The 20,487-nt window shown below is 69.5% G+C and carries 23 protein-coding genes, 1 tRNA gene and 1 pseudogene; 15 read left to right on the plus strand and 10 right to left on the minus strand.

Translation table 11 applies throughout. The annotated features are described in order from the left end of the window. Positions 1–45 precede the first annotated feature (45 nt). Positions 46–1,059 (minus strand): NADP-dependent oxidoreductase, encoded by a 1,014-nt coding sequence (locus Hbl1158_RS03840; RefSeq protein WP_234298745.1) that lies wholly within the window; start codon positions 1,057–1,059, stop codon positions 46–48. Positions 1,060–1,246: 187 nt separating this feature from the next. Between Hbl1158_RS03840 and moeB the strand changes: the two genes are divergently transcribed. The 5 genes and pseudogenes from moeB to Hbl1158_RS03865 all read left to right on the plus strand — a co-directional run bounded on the left by moeB (position 1,247) and on the right by Hbl1158_RS03865 (position 6,104). Continuing rightward, complete coding sequence (moeB, locus tag Hbl1158_RS03845) at positions 1,247–2,062, plus strand: molybdopterin-synthase adenylyltransferase MoeB (protein WP_234298746.1); 816 nt, start codon at positions 1,247–1,249, stop codon at positions 2,060–2,062. 226 nt (positions 2,063–2,288) lie between these two features. Continuing rightward, positions 2,289–2,732 (plus strand): PaaI family thioesterase, encoded by a 444-nt coding sequence (locus Hbl1158_RS03850; protein ID WP_234298747.1) that lies wholly within the window; start codon positions 2,289–2,291, stop codon positions 2,730–2,732. Between the two features lie 347 nt (positions 2,733–3,079). Continuing rightward, a pseudogene (locus Hbl1158_RS03855) lies at positions 3,080–4,081 on the plus strand (TFIIB-type zinc ribbon-containing protein); the annotation flags it as partial. A 251-nt stretch (positions 4,082–4,332) separates the two neighbouring features. Continuing rightward, a complete protein-coding gene (gene citZ / locus Hbl1158_RS03860; protein WP_234298748.1) occupies positions 4,333–5,469 on the plus strand; it encodes a citrate synthase in 1,137 nt (378 codons plus the stop codon). A gap of 374 nt (positions 5,470–5,843) precedes the next feature. Further along, on the plus strand, positions 5,844–6,104 hold the full coding sequence (locus tag Hbl1158_RS03865) for a hypothetical protein (protein ID WP_234298749.1): 261 nt from the start codon (positions 5,844–5,846) through the stop codon (positions 6,102–6,104). Between the two features lie 63 nt (positions 6,105–6,167). Here Hbl1158_RS03865 and Hbl1158_RS03870 read toward each other — a convergent pair whose 3' ends face one another. Both Hbl1158_RS03870 and Hbl1158_RS03875 read right to left on the minus strand, forming a co-directional pair. Continuing rightward, positions 6,168–7,610, minus strand: coding sequence for an MATE family efflux transporter (locus tag Hbl1158_RS03870; protein WP_234298750.1), 1,443 nt, complete (start codon positions 7,608–7,610; stop codon positions 6,168–6,170). An 83-nt stretch (positions 7,611–7,693) separates the two neighbouring features. Next, positions 7,694–9,088, minus strand: a complete 1,395-nt coding sequence (locus Hbl1158_RS03875; RefSeq protein ID WP_234298751.1) for an MATE family efflux transporter — start codon at positions 9,086–9,088, stop codon at positions 7,694–7,696. Between the two features lie 125 nt (positions 9,089–9,213). Between Hbl1158_RS03875 and Hbl1158_RS03880 the strand changes: the two genes are divergently transcribed. Continuing rightward, positions 9,214–9,651, plus strand: coding sequence for a gamma-glutamylcyclotransferase family protein (locus Hbl1158_RS03880; RefSeq protein WP_234298752.1), 438 nt, complete (start codon positions 9,214–9,216; stop codon positions 9,649–9,651). A 332-nt stretch (positions 9,652–9,983) separates the two neighbouring features. Next, entirely contained in the window at positions 9,984–11,195 is a 1,212-nt protein-coding gene (gene ilvA, locus Hbl1158_RS03885) for a threonine ammonia-lyase (RefSeq protein ID WP_234298753.1), read from the plus strand. Positions 11,196–11,208: 13 nt separating this feature from the next. On the opposite strand, the gene Hbl1158_RS03890 is transcribed toward ilvA, so the two are convergent. After that, complete coding sequence (locus Hbl1158_RS03890; protein ID WP_234298754.1) at positions 11,209–11,637, minus strand: hypothetical protein; 429 nt, start codon at positions 11,635–11,637, stop codon at positions 11,209–11,211. An 86-nt stretch (positions 11,638–11,723) separates the two neighbouring features. Between Hbl1158_RS03890 and Hbl1158_RS03895 the strand changes: the two genes are divergently transcribed. The 3 genes from Hbl1158_RS03895 (at position 11,724) to Hbl1158_RS03905 (ending at position 12,422) form a co-directional block, all read left to right on the plus strand. After that, positions 11,724–12,104 carry a Rid family detoxifying hydrolase gene (locus Hbl1158_RS03895; protein WP_234298755.1) on the plus strand — a complete coding sequence of 127 codons (381 nt, stop codon included), beginning with the start codon at positions 11,724–11,726 and terminating at the stop codon, positions 12,102–12,104. Positions 12,105–12,108: 4 nt separating this feature from the next. Next, the gene (locus tag Hbl1158_RS03900) at positions 12,109–12,312 is read left to right on the plus strand and encodes a hypothetical protein (RefSeq protein WP_234298756.1); all 204 of its coding nucleotides are present in this window, start codon (positions 12,109–12,111) and stop codon (positions 12,310–12,312) included. Positions 12,313–12,340: 28 nt separating this feature from the next. Continuing rightward, positions 12,341–12,422 (plus strand) — tRNA-Ser (locus Hbl1158_RS03905). Between the two features lie 371 nt (positions 12,423–12,793). On the opposite strand, the gene Hbl1158_RS03910 is transcribed toward Hbl1158_RS03905, so the two are convergent. The 4 genes from Hbl1158_RS03910 to Hbl1158_RS03925 form a co-directional block, all read right to left on the minus strand. Beyond that, positions 12,794–13,219: a helix-turn-helix domain-containing protein gene (locus tag Hbl1158_RS03910; RefSeq protein ID WP_234298757.1), complete on the minus strand. Its 426-nt coding sequence runs from the start codon at positions 13,217–13,219 to the stop codon at positions 12,794–12,796. 84 nt (positions 13,220–13,303) lie between these two features. After that, the gene (locus Hbl1158_RS03915; RefSeq protein WP_321169949.1) at positions 13,304–13,735 is read right to left on the minus strand and encodes a DUF6691 family protein; all 432 of its coding nucleotides are present in this window, start codon (positions 13,733–13,735) and stop codon (positions 13,304–13,306) included. A gap of 65 nt (positions 13,736–13,800) precedes the next feature. After that, the gene (locus Hbl1158_RS03920; protein ID WP_234298758.1) at positions 13,801–14,331 is read right to left on the minus strand and encodes a YeeE/YedE family protein; all 531 of its coding nucleotides are present in this window, start codon (positions 14,329–14,331) and stop codon (positions 13,801–13,803) included. Next, positions 14,331–15,500, minus strand: a complete 1,170-nt coding sequence (locus tag Hbl1158_RS03925) for an MBL fold metallo-hydrolase (RefSeq protein ID WP_234298759.1) — start codon at positions 15,498–15,500, stop codon at positions 14,331–14,333. The genes Hbl1158_RS03920 and Hbl1158_RS03925 overlap by 1 nt, the downstream gene beginning before the upstream one ends. A gap of 223 nt (positions 15,501–15,723) precedes the next feature. Here Hbl1158_RS03925 and Hbl1158_RS03930 point away from each other — a divergent pair, with 223 nt between their 5' ends. The 3 genes from Hbl1158_RS03930 (at position 15,724) to Hbl1158_RS03940 (ending at position 17,346) form a co-directional block, all read left to right on the plus strand. Next, complete coding sequence (locus tag Hbl1158_RS03930) at positions 15,724–15,966, plus strand: sulfurtransferase TusA family protein (RefSeq protein ID WP_234298760.1); 243 nt, start codon at positions 15,724–15,726, stop codon at positions 15,964–15,966. Beyond that, positions 15,963–16,577, plus strand: coding sequence for a DsrE/DsrF/DrsH-like family protein (locus tag Hbl1158_RS03935; RefSeq protein WP_234298761.1), 615 nt, complete (start codon positions 15,963–15,965; stop codon positions 16,575–16,577). The genes Hbl1158_RS03930 and Hbl1158_RS03935 overlap by 4 nt, the downstream gene beginning before the upstream one ends. 157 nt (positions 16,578–16,734) lie before the next feature. Then, positions 16,735–17,346, plus strand: coding sequence for a DUF2270 domain-containing protein (locus Hbl1158_RS03940; protein ID WP_234298762.1), 612 nt, complete (start codon positions 16,735–16,737; stop codon positions 17,344–17,346). A 148-nt stretch (positions 17,347–17,494) separates the two neighbouring features. On the opposite strand, the gene Hbl1158_RS03945 is transcribed toward Hbl1158_RS03940, so the two are convergent. Then, entirely contained in the window at positions 17,495–18,169 is a 675-nt protein-coding gene (locus Hbl1158_RS03945) for a riboflavin synthase (protein WP_234298763.1), read from the minus strand. Between the two features lie 95 nt (positions 18,170–18,264). Here Hbl1158_RS03945 and Hbl1158_RS03950 point away from each other — a divergent pair, with 95 nt between their 5' ends. Beyond that, positions 18,265–18,918: a DUF502 domain-containing protein gene (locus tag Hbl1158_RS03950; protein ID WP_234298764.1), complete on the plus strand. Its 654-nt coding sequence runs from the start codon at positions 18,265–18,267 to the stop codon at positions 18,916–18,918. Between the two features lie 91 nt (positions 18,919–19,009). After that, positions 19,010–19,282 carry a hypothetical protein gene (locus tag Hbl1158_RS03955; protein WP_234298765.1) on the plus strand — a complete coding sequence of 91 codons (273 nt, stop codon included), beginning with the start codon at positions 19,010–19,012 and terminating at the stop codon, positions 19,280–19,282. Between the two features lie 54 nt (positions 19,283–19,336). On the opposite strand, the gene Hbl1158_RS03960 is transcribed toward Hbl1158_RS03955, so the two are convergent. Further along, complete coding sequence (locus tag Hbl1158_RS03960; RefSeq protein ID WP_234298766.1) at positions 19,337–20,449, minus strand: alanine--glyoxylate aminotransferase family protein; 1,113 nt, start codon at positions 20,447–20,449, stop codon at positions 19,337–19,339. Between the last annotated feature and the right edge of the window lie 38 nt (positions 20,450–20,487).

The following is a 20,487-nucleotide window of genomic DNA, read 5'->3' on the forward strand; positions in this document are numbered from 1 at the left end:
GTCGCGCGCGGGCCGGCCGGTGCCCGACGGCTGTCCGTCGTCTCGTTACTCGCCGTCCGCGTCCGCGACCTTCACCACCTGCTTTCCGACGTTCTCGCCCTCGAACAGCCCCAGGAACGCGTCGGGAGCGTTCTCCAGTCCCTCGGTGACGGTCTCGCGGTACTGGAGGTCGCCGCCTGCGACGAGGCCGGCGAGGTGTTCGGTCGCCTCGCGGAAGCGCGGGGAGAAATCGCGCACGAGCAGCCCCTCGACGCGGGCGCGGGTCTCGATGAGCTTGCCGAGCTTCCGCGGGCCGGTGGGGAGCTCCTCGTCGTTGTACAGCGCGATCTGGCCGCAGATCGCGACGCGGGCGTCGACGTTCAGCCGCCCCCACACGGCGTCGGTGACCGGGCCGCCGACGTTGTCGTAGTACACGTCGACGCCGTCGGCGACCGCGTCGAGGCGCGCCCCCACGTCCTCCTCCTTGTAGTTGATCGCGGCGGTGAAGCCCAGATCCTCCGTGAGCCAGTCGCACTTCTCGTCGCTGCCGGCGATGCCGACGACGTTCGCGCCCTGGAGTTCGCCCAGTTGGCCGACGACGGAGCCGACCGCGCCGGCGGCCCCGGAGACGACCATCCAGTCGTCGGCCTTCGGCTCGGCGACCTCGCGCGTGCCGAAGTAGGCCGTGCGGCCGGGCATGCCGAGCACCCCGAGTGCTGTGGAGACCGGCAGGTCGCCGGTGTCGACGGGCGTCAGATCGGAGCCGTCCGCGGTCGCGTACTCGGCCCACGGGAGGTTGCCGACGACGGTGTCGCCGGCCTCGAACCCCGCGCCGTTGGACTCGACGACCTCACAGACCGCGCCGCCGCGGAGGGGGTCGCCCACCTCCCACGGGTCGGCGTACGACTCGCCGGCGCGCATCCGGTCGCGCATGTACGGGTCGACCGAGAGGTACAGCACCCGCACGAGCGCCTCGCCGGGGGACGGTCTGGGTCGCTCGACATCGCGGAGGTCGAACGTGTCCGTGCTCGGGACGCCCTCGGGTCGCTTCGCGAGGTGGAAGCGCCTGTTGTCGGACATGGACTGTACGACGAGCGCCCGGCGCGTAACCCTTCGGGAACGGGGGACCGCGTGCCGGGGGTTTCCGGACGACCGCGTGCCGGGGGTTTCGGGGCGATCGCACGTTCGAGGTCTCCGGGGGACGGTTCCGGCGGGCCGGGTCGCCGACGGCAGGGCGCTTATTGCCTCCCGCGAGCAACTCGTCGCCATGACCGGACTCGCGCTCGACTCCACCCAACTCGACCGCTACTCGCGCCACATCATCCTCGACGAGGTCGGCCCCGCGGGCCAGCAGGCGCTGCTTTCGGGATCGGCGCTCGTCGTCGGCGCGGGCGGGCTGGGGTCACCGGCGATCCAGTACCTCGCGGCGGCGGGCGTCGGTCGCCTCGGCATCGCCGACGACGACGCCGTCGAGCGCTCGAACCTCCAGCGCCAGATCGTCCACGCCGACGCCGACGTGGGCAGGCCGAAGGCAGAGTCGGCCGCCGACTACGTCCGCGACCTCAACCCCGACGTGGACGTGGACGTGTACGAGACGCGCGTCGAACCGGACAACGCCGGCGACCTGATCGCGGAATACGACGTGGTCGTCGACGCCTCCGACAACTTCCGGACCCGGTATCTCGTCAACGACGTGGCGCGCCTGCACGACACGCCCGTCGCCCACGGCTCCATCTACAAGTTCGAGGGACAGGTGACGACGCTGACGCCGGAGGGTCCCTGCTACCGGTGTCTGTTCCCCGAGGCTCCCGAGCCGGGCGAGATCCCCGACTGCGCGACGACGGGCGTGCTCGGCGTGCTCCCGGGGACCGTCGGCTGCATCCAAGCGACCGAGGCGGTGAAACTCCTGCTGGAGCAGGGGGAGGTGCTCGAGGGGCGACTCCTCTTTTACGACGCGATGGACATGACCTTCGAGACGGTGCCGTACCGCCCGAACCCCGACTGCCCCGTCTGTGGCGACGACCCGATCGACTCCATCGAGGGCGTCGAGTACGCCGACGGCTGCGGGATCTCCGCCGACTGAGGCGGTTCTGCTGACTGAGGCGGTTCTCCGACTGAGACGAATCCGCCGACTAGGGTACCTCCGCCGACCGACGGCGGCCGGCCGACCGCCGCCTCGCCGCGTTCGGACCGTTTTTGCCGCCCGGCGTCGGATCCGAGAGCATGCACGCACACGTCGCCGACGGAGCCGTCGCCCCCGCAACCCGGACCGCCCACGTCGCCGGCGCGGACCGGCGGGGGGCCGACGGGTGAGCGTCGCCGACCTGCTCAACGGGATGCCGTTCGCCGACCACATGGGGATTGAGGTCGTCGAGGCCGCCGACGGCGAGGCGGTCGTCGACCTCCCGCTGACCGAGGACCTCTCCTCGGTTCCCGGTCGCCGGATCGCCCACGGCGGCGTCACGTACGCGCTCGCGGACGCGGCCGCCGGCGCGGCGGTCATCTCCCTGCACCACAAGCCGACGCCGACCGTCGACATGCGGATCGATTACCTCGCGCCCGCGACCGACGACCTCCGGGCGGAGGCGACGGTCATCCGCGACGGCGGCAGCGTCGCCACGGCGGACGTCCGTATCGAGGACGCCGACGGCGTCCACGTCGCCGACGCCCGCGGGACGTTCAAGACCGCCGGCGGCGACGACGACGGCGGCGCGTGGGGCGTCACCCCCGGTGACGACTCGCTCGCCGAGTAGCACGGGGATCGGCGACACGCCGGTCGAGGCCGCCGGGTACTGAGACGCGACGGAACCGCGAACCGCCGTCGCCAGCGAGACTGGCGACGACGACTCTGTCGGCGACGAGCCCGTGGGTGGCGACGACCCTACCGACGACGACCCCACCGACGACGAACCCGTGGGTGACGACATCCCGGCGTCCCGTCGGACCGCCCGACGGAATCGTGTCCTCTCGGCACGGACGGGTCACCGACGGCGTGGGACCGTGCGTCGTCGTTGACGAAATTTTTATATGCTTCAAGACACTAACAATGAGTGAAGAACACGGTATCGAGCGGCGAGCAACGCGATTCGGAGCCATCTACATGACACAGACCACACGCCACGAGGGACGCGAGGGAGAGTCGGAATCGACCGGAAGCGACGGGAAGCGATCGGCGTGGACCGACAGTCGAGAGCGCGAGCGAGAGTCGACCGAGGAGTCGGTTCGGACCTGTCCCGAGTGCGGCGGCGAGGTCGTCGCCGACGAGGGGCGCGCGGAGACGGTGTGTCGCGACTGCGGACTCGTCGTGGAGGCCGACGAGATCGACCGCGGCCCCGAGTGGCGCGCCTTCGACGCGAGCGAGAAGGACCAGAAGTCTCGCGTGGGCGCGCCGACGACCACGATGATGCACGACAAGGGGCTGTCGACGAACATCGGCTGGCAGGACAAGGACGCCTACGGCAACAGCCTCTCGGGGAACCAGCGCCGGAAGATGCAGCGGCTCCGCACGTGGAACGAGCGCTTCCGCACGCGCGACTCCAAGGAGCGCAACCTCAAGCAGGCGCTCGGCGAGATCGAGCGGATGGCGTCGGCGCTGGGGCTCCCTGAGAGCGTCCGCGAGACCGCCTCCGTCATCTACCGACAGGCGCTCGAGGACGACCTCCTCCCCGGTCGCTCCATCGAGAGCATCGCCACAGCGAGTCTGCACGCGGCCGCCCGGATCGGGACTGTGCCGCGCTCCATCGACGAGATGGCGCGCGTCTCGCGGGTCGACGAGGAGTCGTTCAAGCGGGCGTACCGCTACATCGTCCGCGAGCTGGGCCTGGAGGTCCAGCCGGCGGACCCGCTCGAGTACCTCCCGCGGTACGCCTCCGAACTGGGCGTCCCCGACGAGACCGAGCGGTTGGCGCGCGAGCTGCTGGAGACGGCCAAGGAGGAGAACGTTCACTCGGGCAAGTCGCCGGTCGGACTCGCGGCGGCGGCCCTGTACGCCGCCGGCGTGTTGACGAACCGCGACCTCACGCAGGCGACCGTGAGCGAGGCGACCGACATGTCGGAGGTCACGATCCGCAATCGGTATCAGGAGCTGCTGGCGGCCGCCGAGCGCGGCCCGTCGCCGGGTACCGATTCCCACGTGGACGCGACAGCCGATGCGAGCGCCGACGACGGAGCCGACCCCGCGGCGAGCGACGCCGACGCCAACGCCGACACCGCCGCGACGGACACCGACGCCGATACTGTCGCAGCCGACGCCTGAGTCGCCGCGTGTCAACCCCGGAGACCCACGGTTCGGACGGGGACGCCGGTTCTTCCCGAAAGATAACGCTTTTCGGCGGTCCCTCGGTAGCTCGGGGTATGTCCGACGAACTCAAGCGGGGACTGGAGGGCGTCCTCGTCGCCGAGTCCGACCTCAGCTACATCGACGGTGACGAGGGCAAGCTCGTCTACCGCGGCTACGCCATCGAGGACCTCGCCGAGCACGCCTCCTACGAGGAGACGCTGTATCTCCTCTGGAACGGGGAGCTCCCCACCGAGTCGGAGCTATCGGCGTTCGAGGAGGCGATGGCCGCCGAGCGTGACCTCGACGACGACACGCTTGAGACGGTCACGCGCCTCGCGGAGGCCGACGAGGAGCCGATGGCGGCGATGCGCACCGCGGCCTCGGTGCTGTCTGGCGCGGACCCGGACGCCGACGCCGACCCGACCGACCCCGAGGCGAACGTCCGCAAGGCGCGCCGGATCACGGCGAAGCTGCCGACGGCGCTGGCGGCGTTCGCGCGCGTCCGCGACGGCGACGAGCCGGTCGCGCCGCGGGAGGATCTGGGCCACGCCGAGAACTTCTTGTACATGCTCAACGGCGAGGTGCCCGACGAGGTCACCGCCGACGTGTTCGACCAGGCGCTCGTGCTCCACGCCGACCACGGGCTCAACGCCTCCACGTTCTCGGCGACGGTGACGGCCTCGACGCTCGCGGACATGCACTCGGCGGTCACCTCCGCCGTCGGCACGCTCTCGGGCAGCCTCCACGGCGGGGCGAACGCGAACGTGATGCGGATGCTCCAGGAGATCGACGAGGCCGACTCCGAGCCCGTCGAGTGGGTGAAGCAGGCGCTCGAGGAGGGCCGCCGCGTCGCCGGGTTCGGCCACCGCGTGTACAACGTGAAGGACCCGCGCGCGAAGATCCTCGGCGACCGCTCTGAGGCGCTGGGCGAGGCCGCCGGCGACCGCAAGTGGTACGAGATGAGCGTCGCGATCGAGGAGTTCATGGCCGAGGAGAAGGGCCTCGCGCCCAACGTCGACTTCTACTCGGCGACGACGTACTACCAGATGGACATCCCGATCGACATCTACACCCCCATCTTCGCGATCTCGCGGGTCGGCGGGTGGGCCGCGCACGTGATGGAGCAGTTCGAGGACAACCGCCTGATCCGGCCGCGTGCCCGCTACGTGGGCGAGAAAGACGCCGAGTGGGTTCCGATCGGCGAGCGGTAGGCGGGTCCGTTTCCCTCGTCCGCGAGCGAACGCGAGCGGACGGCCGACGACCGAGCGACGGGCGGCGGAGCCGCCCGCAGCGAGGGCGGAGTGCTTTTGATCCACGTTTTGCCGAGCGAGTGACCGCGGGGAACGAGCGCAGCGCAAAACGTGGGTGTGTGATCGCCTGATCCGGCCGCGTGCCCGCTACGTGGGCGAGAAAGACGCCGAGTGGGTTCCGATCGGCGAGCGGTAGGCGGGTCCGTTTCCCTCGTCCGCGAGCGACTGCGAGCGGACGGCCGACGACCGAGCGACTTCTCGCGACGATCCCGACCGAGACGCGTGATCGCACGGGTCTGAGAAACGGTTATCTCCTCAGCGGGAGTATCGTGTGTATGGATCTGAAGATCAGAACCCCCCAAAGCGACGACTACAGCGAGTACGCCGAGAAGGTCCGAAGCGGGGCCCGAACCCGCGCCGGCGAGCGCGGCGCGCTCGTGCGCCACGAGGTCGGCGACCGCATGTTCGACCTCATGACCGACTACTTCCCCGAGGAGTACGCGGCCCGCCGCCGCGGCGAACTCGCCCGCGCGTTCGGTGCCGGCCTCGCGGTCGGCTTCCTCGGGCGCGAACTCGTCCGCTACGCGCGTCGCTGAGGCGACCCTTCTGCGGCGACGACCGCCGACCGAGTCCGTGCCGACCTCTCACGACGCGACCGACTACCTGTCCGAGCCGACGCTCCCGCGCTCGTCGAGCATGGTCTGCGCGCGGCCCACCCAGTCGGTCCGAACGAGGCCCCAGGCCGTCACGGCGAGCATGAGCGCATAGCAGGCGAACTGGCCGGCGTAGGCGGCCCCGATCCCCCAGCCGGCGAGTTCGTACAGCCCCCACGAGACGCCGACGTAGCCGCCGAACATCCCGACGACCCGCGAGGCCAACGGGACCCGCGTCTCCCCGGCGGCGTCGAGTGACGCCGACGCGACGACGTTCGTGATCCCGAGCACGCCCGAGAGGCCGAGCACGGTGACGAACGGCGTCGCCGCCGCGGCCACCGCCGGGTCCGCCGCGAGCAAGCCGGCGATCGGTGCCGCCGCGAGCGCGACGCCGCCCCCGAGCACCAGCGCGATCGCGCCCCCGAGAACGACAAGCGCGGTCGCGATCCGCGCGGCCGGGAGCCCCGCCTCGTCGCCGCCGACATCCTCGCGAGCGGCGGCGCGCTCGCCGAGGCGCTGGCCGACGACGATGCTCGCGCCGCGACCGACGCCGCTGCCGACGGGCGACAGCACCTGCGTGTACACCCGCCACGCGAGCTGGTAGCCGGCGTTCGCGGCCGTCCCGAACTGCAGCACCAGCGTGTTGAACGGGAACACCGCGACGGCCGTGACGAGGCCCGCGGCGCTCTGTGGGACGCCGATACGGACGATCTGACGAGCGATCGTCGGATCGCGCGGCCGGACGAACCCCACGGGACCGCGCAGGTGGGTGTAGCCGACGAGCACGAGCGACCGGCCGGTCATGGCGACGAGCGAGGCGGCCCCGATGCCGACGATCCCCAGGCGGGGCGCGCCGAGCAGTCCGAGCCCGAACACCAACGAGGCGGCGGCGTTGAACACCGACGCGGGAACCGACACGTACGTCGGCGTTCGGGTGTCGCCGGTGGCCTCCAGGGTCGCGCTCGACACGGCCGCAAGCGCCCCAAGCGGCATCGGGATCGAGACGAGCGCGAGGTAGCGCGCCCCCTCGCGGGCGGACTCGGCGTCGGCCCCGACGAGCCCGAGCACCGCCTCGCCGAGGCCGATCCCGACGAGCGCGAACGGAAGCGTCACCAGCGCCGCGAGGACCGCGGCCTGCGTGAACGCCTCGTCGCGGTTGGCGTCGGCCCCGGCACCGGTGTCCTGGCTCGTCAGCGTCGCCGACGCGCCGACGACGCCGCCGCTGGCGCGGAACGGGAGCGAGGCGAAGAGGTCCGCGATGCCGAGTCCGACGACCGCCGCCGGCGACAGCGCCGCCGAGATGACCACGTCGGTCGTCCGCATGAGCTGACCGACCCCGTTTCGGGCCGTCACCGGGACGCCGAGTCCGAGGGCCCGCCGCCAGGTCGCGTACCATCCGTCGGGGAGGGCGTCGTCGAGGCCGGCGGCGACTCGAGATCGGGGGGACACGGCGGTCGGGCGGGGGCGTCGGACTTGTAGCTATCGGAGCGGTGTCACTCCGTCCCGATGCACTCCCACGCGGCGGCGCGGGGTCACGTGCTCCCGGGGTCCTCGCCGTCGCCGCCCGCGGCGCTCCCGCGCTCGGCCATCATCTCGGCCGCACGCGACGCCCAGTCGGTGTACCGGAAGCCCCACAGAACGACCGCGGCCATGCAGAGGTACTGGAGTCCGACCGCGAGATACGCGCCCCGCGCGCCGAACCCGAGCACCTCGCCGACGACGTACGTCGTCCCCAGCAGGAACCCGAAGGTGCTGACGAGTCGTGCGACCAGCGGGATGCGCGTCTCGCTGGCCCCCTGGAGCGCTCCCGAGAGCACCGTGAAGGCGACGAGGAAGGCACCCGTCGCGCCGTACACGCGGGCGAACGCGATCGCGTGCGGGACCGTCCCGGCGTCGTCGGTGAACACAGAAACGAACCACGGTGCAAGCGCGACCAGCAGGACGCCGATGACGCCCACGGTCGCGAGACCGAGCCCCGTCACCGCGTAGCCGTCGTAGCGCGCGCCGTCGGCGTCGCCGTCGCCGAGCGCCTGCCCGACGACGACGCTGGCGGCGACGTTGTAGCCGCGCGAGAGCGGACCGGTCACCTGCTGGTACATCCTGCGGCCGATCTGGAAGCCGGCGTTGACCTCCGTGCCGAACCCGAGCAGCAGGGCGTTGAACGGGAACTCGGCGATCGTCGCCGAGAAGCCCTCGAGCACTCTGGGGGCCGACACGCGCACGAGCTGTCTCGCGATCACCGTGTCGCGGGGACGGACGAGGCTCGCGTCGGCCCACGACGTCGCCATCGCCGCGAGCAGGAGGAGGGCGGTGAGCACGTTCGCGGCGGCCGTCGAGACGCCGACGCCGATGATGCCGAGTCGCGGCGCGCCCAGCAGTCCGAGACCGAGGACGAACGACCCCGAGATGTTGAGCGCGTTCGCGAGCACGTTCACGTACATCGGCGTGCGGGTGTCGCCGGTGCCCTGTAGCGAGCGCGCGCCGATGAGCGCGACGTGACGGGCGGGTGCGGTCGCGAAGACGATCGCGAGGTAGGTACCTCCGAGTGCGGCGGTGTCGGCGTCCGCGCCCAGCAGCGCGATGATCGGCTCGCCGAGGAACAGCCCGATCAGGACGAACGGGATCCCGGCGAGTATCCCCATCAGGACCGCCTGGGTGACGGCCTCGTCGCGGTTGGCCTCGGCGGCCGCGCCGGTGTCCTGACTGGAGAGGGCGATCGCTCCGCCGCCGAGGCCCAGGCCGATCCGGAGGGGAAAGCGCGCGTACAGGTCCGCGAGGCCGATGGCGACGACCGCGGCGGGGGAGAACTGCGCGGTGACGATGATGTCCGTCGTCCGCATCGCCGTTCGAAACGTCTGCTCGGCCATCACCGGCCACGCGAGCGAGAGCACGCGCCGCCAGACGCCCAGCAGACGCTCGCGGTCCATACGCCGTCGTTAGGTGGCGACGGTTTGGCCGTTCCGGAAGCGGAACGGGAGAGAACTCGGGTCGCGACGCTCGGTTCGCGATCGCCGAGGGGTAGGGTCAACTCCCTGGGTCGCGTGGGGCCTCCATGGACGTGTTCGTCTACGGCACGCTCACCGAACCGGCGCGGGTGCGCGACCTGCTCGACTCGTTCGCGTTCGTGGGGGCGGCGACGCTCTCGGGGCTCCGCGTCGTCGAGGGTCGGTATCCGACGCTCGCGCCCCCGACCGGCGACGGGTCCGTGGCCGACGACCCGGCGGTCGGCGGGCGACTGCTCCGCGTCGACGAGGACGGTCTCGCCGCGCTCGACGAGTACGAGGGCGTCGCAGACGACCTGTACGTCCGCGTTCCGGTACCCCTGTTCGACGCCGAGGGAGAGCGGGACGGCGCGGTCGCGACCTACGTCGGCGACCCGACGCGCCTCGGAGCCGAGGCGACGTGGCCCGGCTCCGGCCCGTTCCCCGACCGGGTCCGCCGGTACCTCTCGACACACGACGTCCGGGTCCGTCTCCGGCCGGAAGGTTGAAACGAGCGACAGGTGACCGACGAGCGTCTGACGAGTAGATCACGAGACCGCTGTCTTGCGGTTTCACTTCCACTCCGCGTGAACTACTTTTTTATACTCCGGGGTCGTTCGTTCACCCGCACGTCACACGCGTGCATTCCCCCTCTTTCCCCACTTCGCACCCCCGTAGCCGACGGTCTCTTCGGCATCTCCACGGTCGACGGTGGCTCCCGCGTCTTTGCGGCCGACGGTCCAATGCGTTCCCGCCGCCGACGGCGTCGCCTCGCGTCCCCGACTCGGCAGTCGGCCTGCCCGACCACAACCCATACCCCGGCCTCCGGCGAACGGCGGGTATGCTCAGTTACGACGACGTGGTCGCCGCCCGCGAGCACGTCGAACAGGTCGCTGTGCGGACCCCTCTGAACCGCTCGTTCAGCTTCTCGGAGCTGACGGGGGCGGACGTCCACCTGAAACTGGAGAACACCCAGCGCACCGGAGCGTTCAAGATCCGCGGCGCGATGAACCGGATCGCCGCGCTCACCGACGACGAGCGCGAGCGCGGCGTCGTCACCGCGAGCGCGGGCAACCACGCCCAGGGGGTCGCGCTCGCGGCGACGCGCGCGGGCGTCGACTCGACGATCGTGATGCCGAAGTACGCGCCCGTCTCGAAGGTGGAGGCGACGCGTCGCTACGGCGGGAACGTCGTGCTCGACGGGATCGACTACGACGAGGCGCAGACGCGCGCCCACGAGATCGAGCGTGAGGAGGACCGCGTGTACGTCCACGCCTTCGAGGACGAGCGCGTGATGGCCGGCCAGGGGACCATCGGCTTAGAGATCGCCGAGCAGTGCCCCGAGGTCGACACGGTGGTCGTCCCGATCGGCGGCGGCGGGCTCATCTCGGGCGTCGCGACGGCGGTGAAGGGCGCGCTCGACGACGTGCGCGTCGTCGGCGTGCAGGCGGCGGGGGCCGACTCGGCGGCCCGGTCGGTCGCCGCCGGCGAGCGCGTCGAACTCGGCGGCGTCGACACGGTCGCCGACGGCATCGCCGTGCGGGAGGTCGGCGAACACACCTTCCCGTACATCCGCGAGCGCGTCGACAGGGTGGTCACAGTCGACGACGAGGCGATCGCGGAGGCGCTCACGCTGCTGTTGGAGCGCTCCAAGACCGTCGTCGAGGGCGCGGGCGCTGTGGCGCTGGCGGCCGTGCTGGAGGAGACGTTCGAGTACGAGGACGGCGAGACGATCGTCCCGGCGCTGTGCGGCGGGAACATCGACATGAACACGCTGATAACGGTGATCCTCCGGGGACTCGTCCGGATGGGACGCTACCTGAAGGTGTCGCTGGAGCTGAAGGACCGCCCCGGCGAACTGGAGCGCGTCGCGGGCATCATCGCCCGCGAGGACGCGAACGTCTACGCACTGAGCCACGACCGCACCTCCCGCGACATCGCCGTCGACGCCGCGGACCTGGAGATCGAGTTGGAGACCCACGGCGACGAACACGCCGCCCGCGTCGTCGCCGCCCTGGAGGAAGCGGGGTACGACGTGGAGGTCGAGGCGTGAGGGAGACGGACGCTTACGCGGCCGAGGACCTTCGGAGACGGCTCCCAATCCTCGCCATTCCGCGCCCGAAGAGGTAGCCGACGATCCCCACGGGAACACCAAGCAGTAGCGACAGCCCGATCGCGTCGGCGAGCGACGGACGGACCGGGCCGCTCAGGCGTACCACCGCGAGCGACGCGTAGTAGCCCGCCGCCGGCGCGGTCGCCAGCAGGGCCGACGCGAGCAGGCCGCCGTCCCGGACGGCGTTCGCCGCGGCCGCGACCAGCATCGCGGCGAGCACCGGGACGTGAAACCGCACCGGGAGATCGATCCACGGGGTCAGTCCCGCCGCCGCGAAGGCGGCGAACGAGCACGTCCACAGGAGCGCCGCCGCGACGATCGCCCGGCTCGTCGCGGCCCGGTCGCGCCCGAGGAGGCCGCGGCGGACATCGATCTCTGCCACATCGAGGGCCCACGGCGACCGGAAATATGTCTTGTGCCGCGGCGACTCCGACCCGATTTATGTACGGGCCGACCACACGACCGGGTATGAAGCGCGTGGTCTCCACCGACGAAGCGCCGGCCGCGGTCGGCGCGTACAGCCAGGCGACGACCAACGGCGACCTGCTGTTCACGGCGGGACAGATCCCGCTCACCCCCGACGGCGAACTGAAGGACGACGCCCCGATCGCCGAGCAGACCGAGCTCGCGCTCGACAACCTCCTCGCGATCGTGGCGGAGGCCGGGGGCGACGCCTCGGACGTGCTGAAGACGACGGTGTTCCTCGCGGACATCGACGACTTCGACGAGATGAACGAGACGTACGCGACGTACTTCGCGGAGGAGCCCCCGGCGCGCTCGGCGGTGCAGGCGGGCGCGCTCCCGAAGGGCGTCGGCGTCGAGATCGAGGCGGTCGTCGACGTGTCGTAGGCGGATGTCCCGTGAGCGGTCGGCGCTGCTGTGGGGCGCGGTCGGACTGCTGGTCGTGCTCGTGGGCGGACAGGCGCTGGTGTTGCTCGGGTCGGGACTCCCGTTCGGGTTCGCCGCGCTGTTCGCGCTCGCGCTGGTCGTCGGCGGGGTCGTCGCCGCCGCGTCGTACGGTCTGGAGCATCGACTGACGGGGAAAGGACAGGCTTAAAACTCGCAGCGGGGTAAGATTAGTGCGAGCCAGGATGGCCGAGTGGTAAGGCGCACGCCTGGAAAGCGTGTTCCCCTATGGGATCCAGGGTTCAAATCCCTGTCCTGGCGTCGTTTTCGCGCGAGCAACACACGCGAGCGCCGCGTAGCGTGTGCGAGCGTCATCGCGAGCGCGAACGACCTGTACGACAGGGATTTGAACACGGAAGTCGCAGCGCCGAGCGCCACCGAACCGAATGAAGTCGACGCGAGGCGACTGTCTTCAGGAGTTCAAACCCTCGTCTCGGGGCTTTCCAGTTCGGTTGATCGACGTTCATTGAACGTTCATTGGTCAGACGCGAGTTGCGGTGGAACAGCCGGCGAGTGGGGTCGCCGAGATACGGCTGTCGGTTCTCCAGATCTCGTTGCTGTTCACGCGGCTCAGCTGAATCCAACGCGTAATCGGTCCCCTGACCGGATAGCGGACCACGCCAGCGAGATCGTTACGTGTCCGGTTGCGTCGCTGACGTACCGGTTTCTCCTCCGTGCTCCTCGACAGTAGCGTACTTCTCACGGAACTCTCCGATGAGCTGGCCCATCTTCGCGTAGAAATCGTTGAGTGTTCTCTGCATCGCGTCGGCGATCTCGTCGGCGTCACGGGGAGTGAAGACGTGATAATAGCTCCCGCCTTCCTGGCTGACCTGTTTCCGTTCGACGATGTCGGCCTCTTGAAGCCGCCGAACGGAGCGATAGGCAGTCGTTCGCTCCCGGTCGATCTCGGCGGCGACCTCGTCGACGGTCATGGGATCGTCGCCCTCGACGAGCAGACGGAACACCTCCTTGTCCAGTTCGGAGAGTCCGTGGAAGCAGTCCAGAAGGTTCTCACACTGCATCTCCTTCCGGAGTAGTTCCGTCATTGCGTCAGGCATGATTACGTGTACTCACCGCCGAGACAAGAGACTGTCCGTGGTGGACGTCGGTGCTGGATGCCGGTAGTAGCTGAGGGTACGACGTCAGTCTGCACCGGCACCCGCCTCCGTTCCACTTCGCTGGGCGAACAGGGACCGAGCGTATCCTTGAGCGTACGCACCGAGGAACATCCCGCCGATGGCCCAGAGGATCGGCCAGTTGCCGACGCCGAGGCTGGCGTACGCTGCGCCGGGGCAGATACCGGACAGCCCCCAGCCGACGCCGAAGACGGTGCCGCCGAAGAGGACGTTACGGTCCAGTTCCTTCACGCGGCGGCCGTATGCGCGACCGGTCAGCGGCGCTGTCCCGCGGAGCACGTCCGCTCCGACCGTGAACGTCACCGCCGAGACGGCTGCGGCACCGCCCATCACGAACAGCAGCCCGAAGTCCTGGAACTGGAGGAAGTCCAGTACGACCTCCGGGCGGGCCATCCGACTCACGCCGAGCCCGAACCCGAACAGGAGCCCGCCGATCAGGACGAGCCCGTGGAAGCGGGCACCGTGGCCGTCCGGCTCGCCACCGGCTGCGTCGGTCGTGTCGCTCACGGCACCACCCCGAGCGCCATGACGACCTGGGCGGTCCCCGCTGCGACGACGAGGAAGGTGGCGACGTTGGTAATACTCGTGCCCGAGAGCGAGCCGACTCCGCAGACCCCGTGGCCGGAGGTACACCCTTTGCCGACGCGAGTGCCGATGCCGACGAGGACGCCCCCGACGAGCAGCCGCCACGGCTGGACCGCGGTGGTCCAGCCACCGGGGCCGAGGGTCAGCGCATAGACGGCCGCCCCGAGGACGATGCCGAGCGTGAACGTGAGCCGCCAGTCGCGGGATGCGAGGTACTTCCGGCGGTTGAACCGTGGCAGCTCGGAGGCGTACGACAGCGTCGTCTCCAGGAACGTCGACGCCCCGGCGGTGATACCCGTCCCGAGGTAGATGACCGCGACGCCGAGTCCGATGAACAGCCCACCGAGGGCGTAGGAGACGACTCCTTCGGGAAACGACGCGGCCAGCCATGGCGGGAACGCCCCAGCTATCGGGTCGGCCTGAAGCAGTACGGCCTTGAGCCCGGACATCAGTCGCGGGTTCCCGGCCCGCCGGCGCTGGCGGCGCAGTTGTTCGGACCGAGCTCCATCGTCAATGCGTCCGCCCGGTCGGTCTCCACACGACCGAGGTTGGTGTCGATAATGGTCTCGTAGTTGGCCGGTCGGGGAGGCATGTCCGCGAGCACGCGGTCGACGAACGTCTCGCGGTCGGCGTCGAGCATCGGAAGCCGCTCACGGACCGTCCCGAGCGTGGCCGTGTACGTCCCGTCGGCGCGTCGGGGCGTCCCGTCGCTCGCGTGGGCAGGCGCTATGACGACCTCAGCATCCAGACTCAGCAGCCCTTGCAGCGTGTCGTACAGCTGTCTGGCCGCCTCGGGAGCGCCGTCGTCGCCGTCCTCGAGGTCCGGGCGGGCGACGCTGTCGACGAACAGTCCGTCGCCGGTCAGCAGCACCTCTCCGTCGACCAGTAGCGAGGTCATTCCGGAGGTGTGACCGGGCGTGTGGAGCACCTCGACGGTCGTCTCACCGACGGTGATCGTGTCCCCGTCTGCGACCGTCCGGTCCGGCTCGAACGCCGTGCCGCGAGCCACCGCGGACTCGGGGAGCGTCCCTGTCACGCCGCGGGCGGACAGCTCCCGGACCCCGGAGACGTGGTCGGCGTGGATGTGCGTGTCGACGGCTGCGACCAGTTCCGCGCCGAGCGCGCGGGCGTCCTGCCGGTACGCGTCGACGAACGCGAGCAGGGGGTCGACGACCACCGCTTCGTCACCGTCCGCGACGAGATAGGCCAGACAGCCGCTGGACGGGCGGTGGTACTGCGCGACGGTCGCGTCCGTGTCGACGGCGAGCTCGGTGTAGTCATAGAGGTCCGCCCAGCCGCGCATCCCGCGGTCCAGGCTGACCGCGTCGACGCCCGCGTCGGCCAGTCGCTCGGCGATCAGCTCGCTGGACTCGCCCTTGGCACAGACGACCACCAGCGGCTCGTCCGGGAGCTCCGCCAGGACCGTCTCGGGCACGCCATCGAGTAGCTCGTAGTAGGGTACGTTCCGGTACTCGATGGACTCGCCGTCGATTCGCCACTCCTCGGCCGTATCCGGAGCCCGAACGTCCAGCAGTCCGACCGGATCCCCCGCTTGGATTCGCTGGCGGAGGCGTTCGGGAGCCACGGTGTCGACCGCCGTGTCGATTTCCGTCGTCATCGATAGCAGGTTTGCACCCGGAACACAAAATAGTTTGCAACGAACATGCAATTCTCTTGGACGCTCCGTGGCGTGATCGATTCTATAGAAACTGGATAGTCGGTTATTCACCCGGTTTCGTGGTTAAAATGGGAGTGGAGATACTACAGTCTGCCACGCGTCGACCGAACAGCTTTTCAACCATCACACAATATTGCATGGCAAGCCCAATACGGGAGCTACCATGACTGACCACGAGATCACCGAAACACTGGACGCGAAGGGGCTCTCCTGCCCGATGCCGGTCGTGAAGACCAAGCAGACCATCGACACCCTCGCTGCCGGCGAGACGCTGGAGGTGCTCGCCACGGACGCCGGAAGCATGAGCGACCTCGCGGGCTGGGCGGACACCACCGACGGCGTCGAGCTGCTGGATCAGACCGATGAGGGCGACAGCTACCGACACGTCGTCCGGAAGACCGCATGAGCTCCGAGACGGACGATACCCTGTCCGGTTCCGAGGCAGCGGTCATCACCGACGCCGCCCGCACGGAGTCGGAACTTGCCGACCGAGTTGAGACGCTGAACGAGCGCGTCGACGACCTCGAAGCCGGCGTAGAGGCCGGGACCGACGACAGCACGAAGCGGATGACGATCATCGCGACGAAGGGCACGCTGGATATGGCGTACCCGCCGCTCATCCTGGCGTCGACCGCAGCCGCCTTCGGCTGGGAGGTGACGGTCTTCCACACGTTCTGGGGGCTTGAGATCCTCCACGAGGAGCGCTCGAAGGAGCTCCAGCTTTCGTCGGTCGGGAACCCGAACACGCCGCTGCCGAACGCCCTGGCGGCGCTCCCGGGAATGGACCGGCTGACGACGACCATGATGCGTCGCAGCATCGACGACGTCGGGACGCCCACGATCGACGAACTCGTCGACACCTGCCTGGAGATGGGAGCGGATCTGCAGGCCTGCCAGATGACCGCGGACATGATGGACTACGACGAGGACGCGTTCTACGACGGCGTCACGACCGGCGTGGGGGCCGCCTCCGCGCTGAGTGAGATGGCGGAGGCCGACGTCCAGTTACTGGTATAAATTGATGCCGGCCACCAACGCTGACACGTCACGAGGAACGGCTATCGACGACGATGCCGACACATCGGCCGAGGAGGCCAACGGGGCCGCAGCGGAGCAGCCGAACCCGAACGTCGGTCGGGGATTGCTGGATACCGAAATGGGGCCCAGCTCCGCGATGGCACACCTGTACCGGGGTGAGATCCATCGGATGAAGTTCTGGCGTGAGCGGCTCGATCGGACGACCAACTGGGCGGTGATCGTGCTCGCGGCCGTCCTCACGTGGGCGTTCTCTACCGAAGGCAACCCCCACTACCTGCTGCTGATCGGAAACGTCGTGCTGGCGACGTTCCTCACGATCGAGGCGCGCCGCTACCGAGCGTACGACATCTGGCGATCTCGCGTCCGGATCCTCCAAGAGGAGGTCTGGGCGGTCGGACTGGATGGCTCGGAGCCGACAGACCCCGCCTGGCGGACTCGGTTGGCCGACGACTATCGGGAACCGACAGTCAAGATCACGGCCGAAGAGGCGATCGCTCACCGGCTACGCCGCATCTACCTTCCGCTGTTCGCGATACTGAACGCGGCATGGATCGTCCGGGTGACCGCGTTCGGGACCGCGAACTGGCCACGGAGTGCGACGATCGGGATGTTGTCTGGAGGGGTTGTAACCGTCGCCGTCGGTATCTCGTTCCTGGGAGCTGTCGCGTTGGCGTTTCGGCCCCGGACCTGGCACGCGCACGCGGAGCTTCGGACGGAGGAACTCCGGAGAGACGACTCGGTCGAGTGATTCGTCCGCTTTTGGCACCTCGACAACACCGCCTCGTATCGGCAGCCGTCGCAGCGGTCTGTGTGCATCTCCTAGTACCCGATTATCTCGCGGCTCTGTAGCACACAACTGAGGCCGACCGCCGTCTCTCGCACCGGGTTTCTGACACTCAGTCGTCCGCCGACGGGGCCGACTCCGGCGCGTCCGCCAACAGCGACTCCGCGTACCCCTCCAGCATCCCCTCGACGTACTTCGCGACCACGTCCACCTCCAGGTGAACGTGGTCGCCCACCGATTTTTCTGAGAGGTTCGTCAGCTCGTACGTCGTCGGGATGATCGCCACGTCGAACTCGTCGTCGCGCTTCTCGGCGACGGTCAGCGAGATGCCGTCGAGCGCGACCGACCCCTTGTCGACGACGTAGCGCCCGAACCCCTCGGGGATCGAGAACGTGAAGCGCCAGTCCTCGCCGACCCGCTCGATCGCGCTGATCTCGGCGGTCGTGTCGACGTGGCCCTGCACGACGTGACCGTCGAAGCGGCCGTCGGCGGCGAGCGCGCGCTCGATGTTGACCGCGTCGCCCTCCCGGAGGTCGTCGAGGTACGTCTTCGCGACCGTTTCGGCCGCGAGGAACACGGAGAACCACGAGCAGTCGTCGCCGGGGGCCGAGTCGTCCGCGTCGACCGCGCCGAACTCCTCGACGGTGAGACAGACGCCGCTGACGGCGATCGACTGCCCGTGGTGGAGGTCGTCGAGCCCTCCGGCGGCGACGCGCAGGCGAAGGCCCTCGGACGTCTCCTCGCGCCCGACCACCTCGCCGGCGGTCTCCACGATTCCGGTGAACATGGTCGGATCGAAGATCCCACGAATGGAAAGCGTTCTGATAGCGTGACGCCCGGGCGGCGAGCGGACTTATTGTCCTGCGCCCTGGGTCGAGCGGTATGGACGCGATCGCGCGGCTACGTTCGAGCTTCGTGGCGGGGCTGTTCGTCGTGCTCCCGCTGGCCGTGACGCTGTTCGTTCTCGACTGGGGGGTCGACCGACTCACCGCGACGCTCGCGCCGGTCGTGAGCGGGAGCGGGCTCTCGGCGCTCGTCGGTAGCGCGGCGGTGGCGACGGCGCTGGCCGTCGTCCTCGTCGCGCTGGGGATCACGCTCGTCGGCTTCGTCGCCTCCCACGAGGCGGGCCGGCGGCTGTTCGGCGGCTTCGAGCGGGGGGTTCGGCTCCTCCCGGTCGTCCGCGCGGTGTACTTCGGGGTCAGGCAGGTGAGCGAGTCGCTCGCGACGCCCGGCGACGGCTTCGACCGCGTCGTCGTCGCGGAGTTCCCACGCGACGGCACGTGGTCGATCGGATTCGTCACCAATCCCGCCCCGCGAAGCGTCCGTCGGGCCGCAGGCGAGGAGCTGATGACCGTCTTCTTCCCGCACAGCCCCAACCCCACGGCAGGGAAACTGGCGATGATGCACCCCGACGACTACGCGGAGATCGACATGAGCGTCGCCCGCGGCCTCCGACTGCTCGTCACGACGGGGCTGTCGGTCGACGACCCGGACCGCCTTCCCGCGGCGGTCTCCGTCGGAAGCGACGGCGGCTGAGCGATCACGGACGTGCACCCCGAGCGACCGACTTTACCGAACGGACCGTGCGGACGACAGGGTTTCAACGCCCGGCGATATACCGACTCGTGTGTCACTCGGCATCCTCGAACAGATCGGACTCGGGGCGACGCTGATCTTCGCGATCCCGGTGGCCGTCTACGGGGTGCAGTCGATCCTCGCCGGGGACGAACTGGCGGGCGCGGCCTTCCTCGTCGTCGCGGCCCTGATGGTGTTGCTGCCGCGGCGACTCACGACCCCCGACGACGTGCCCGCCACGGCCGCCGAGCGCGCCGTCGGATCGATCGTCGGCGATCCAGACTCCGAGCCCGACCCCGAGGAGTCGGAGCAGTCCCAGCGGTAATCCCCGTCGGTCCGGCGGTAGTCCCCGTCGGAGGCGGCGCGGCCTCGCCGGTGATCACAACCCGGCCGCGTCCTCGATCGCGTCGGTCAGCTCCCGGATCGAGTCCACGTCGTGCTCGCCCATGTGCCCGATCCGGAACGTCTTCTCGCCCAACTGCGAGCCGTAGCCGTTTGCGAAGGCCATGTCGTACTCCTCGCTCACCTGCTCGATGGTGCCGGCCACGTCGATCCCCTGCGTGTTCTCGATGCACGCGACGGTCTGGGACTCGTACCCCTCCTCGGGGAACACGTCGAAGTGGTCGTACGCCCACTCGCGGGTGTACTCGGCCATCTCCCGGTGGCGTTCGGAGCGCTCCTCGTGGCCCTCCGCCAGCATGTGTTTCATCTGCTTTCGGTACGCGAGCATGATCGGGATCGCGGGCGTCGAGTGCGTCTGCCCCTTCCGGTCGTAGTAGTCGAGCGCGCGCTGGAAGCCGCCGTACCACGACGCCGAGTCCCTCTCGAGTTCGCGCTCGTACGCCTCGTCGCTGACGACACACACGGCGAGGCCCGGGGGCATCGCGAACGCCTTCTGGGTCGACGCGAAGATCACGTCGATGTCGTGGGCGTCGATATCGACGTAGTCGCCGCCCAGCGCCGACACCGCGTCGACGACGAAGTACGTGTCCGGGTACTCCGCGATCACGTCGCCGATCTCCTCGATCGGGTTGCGGACGCCGGTGGAACTCTCGTTCATCACGGTCGCGACCACGTCGTAGTGCGTGTCGCTCGCGTCGAGGTGCTCGCGGATGTCCTCGGGCTTGACCGCCTCGCCCCACTCGTACTCGAGGCGGTCGACGTTCTTGCCGAGGCGCTCGGCGACGTTGGCGTGGCGCTCGCTGAAGCTCCCGCACGTGGGCACGAGGATGTTCTCGTCGACGAGGTTGAGCGTCGACGCCTCCCAGAACTCCGTCCCGGAGGCCGTGAGGATCATCACCTCGTTGTCGGTCCCGAGGAACTCCTTGGTGTCCTCGACGATGGTCGTGTAGAGGTCGGTCATCCGGTCCATCCGGTGGCCGAACATCGGCTGGGCCATCTCCTCGATCACGTCCTCGCGGACCTCGGTCGGCCCGGGGATGTACAGCGTCTTCTCCGGGTACTCGCCGGTGTACTCGCGTTTCTCGCTCACAGAATCCACCTGATGGATATGGGTTGCCGGCCGTGGTC

The organism is Halobaculum sp. CBA1158 (genome assembly GCF_021431925.1).
Lineage (GTDB): Archaea > Halobacteriota > Halobacteria > Halobacteriales > Haloferacaceae > Halobaculum.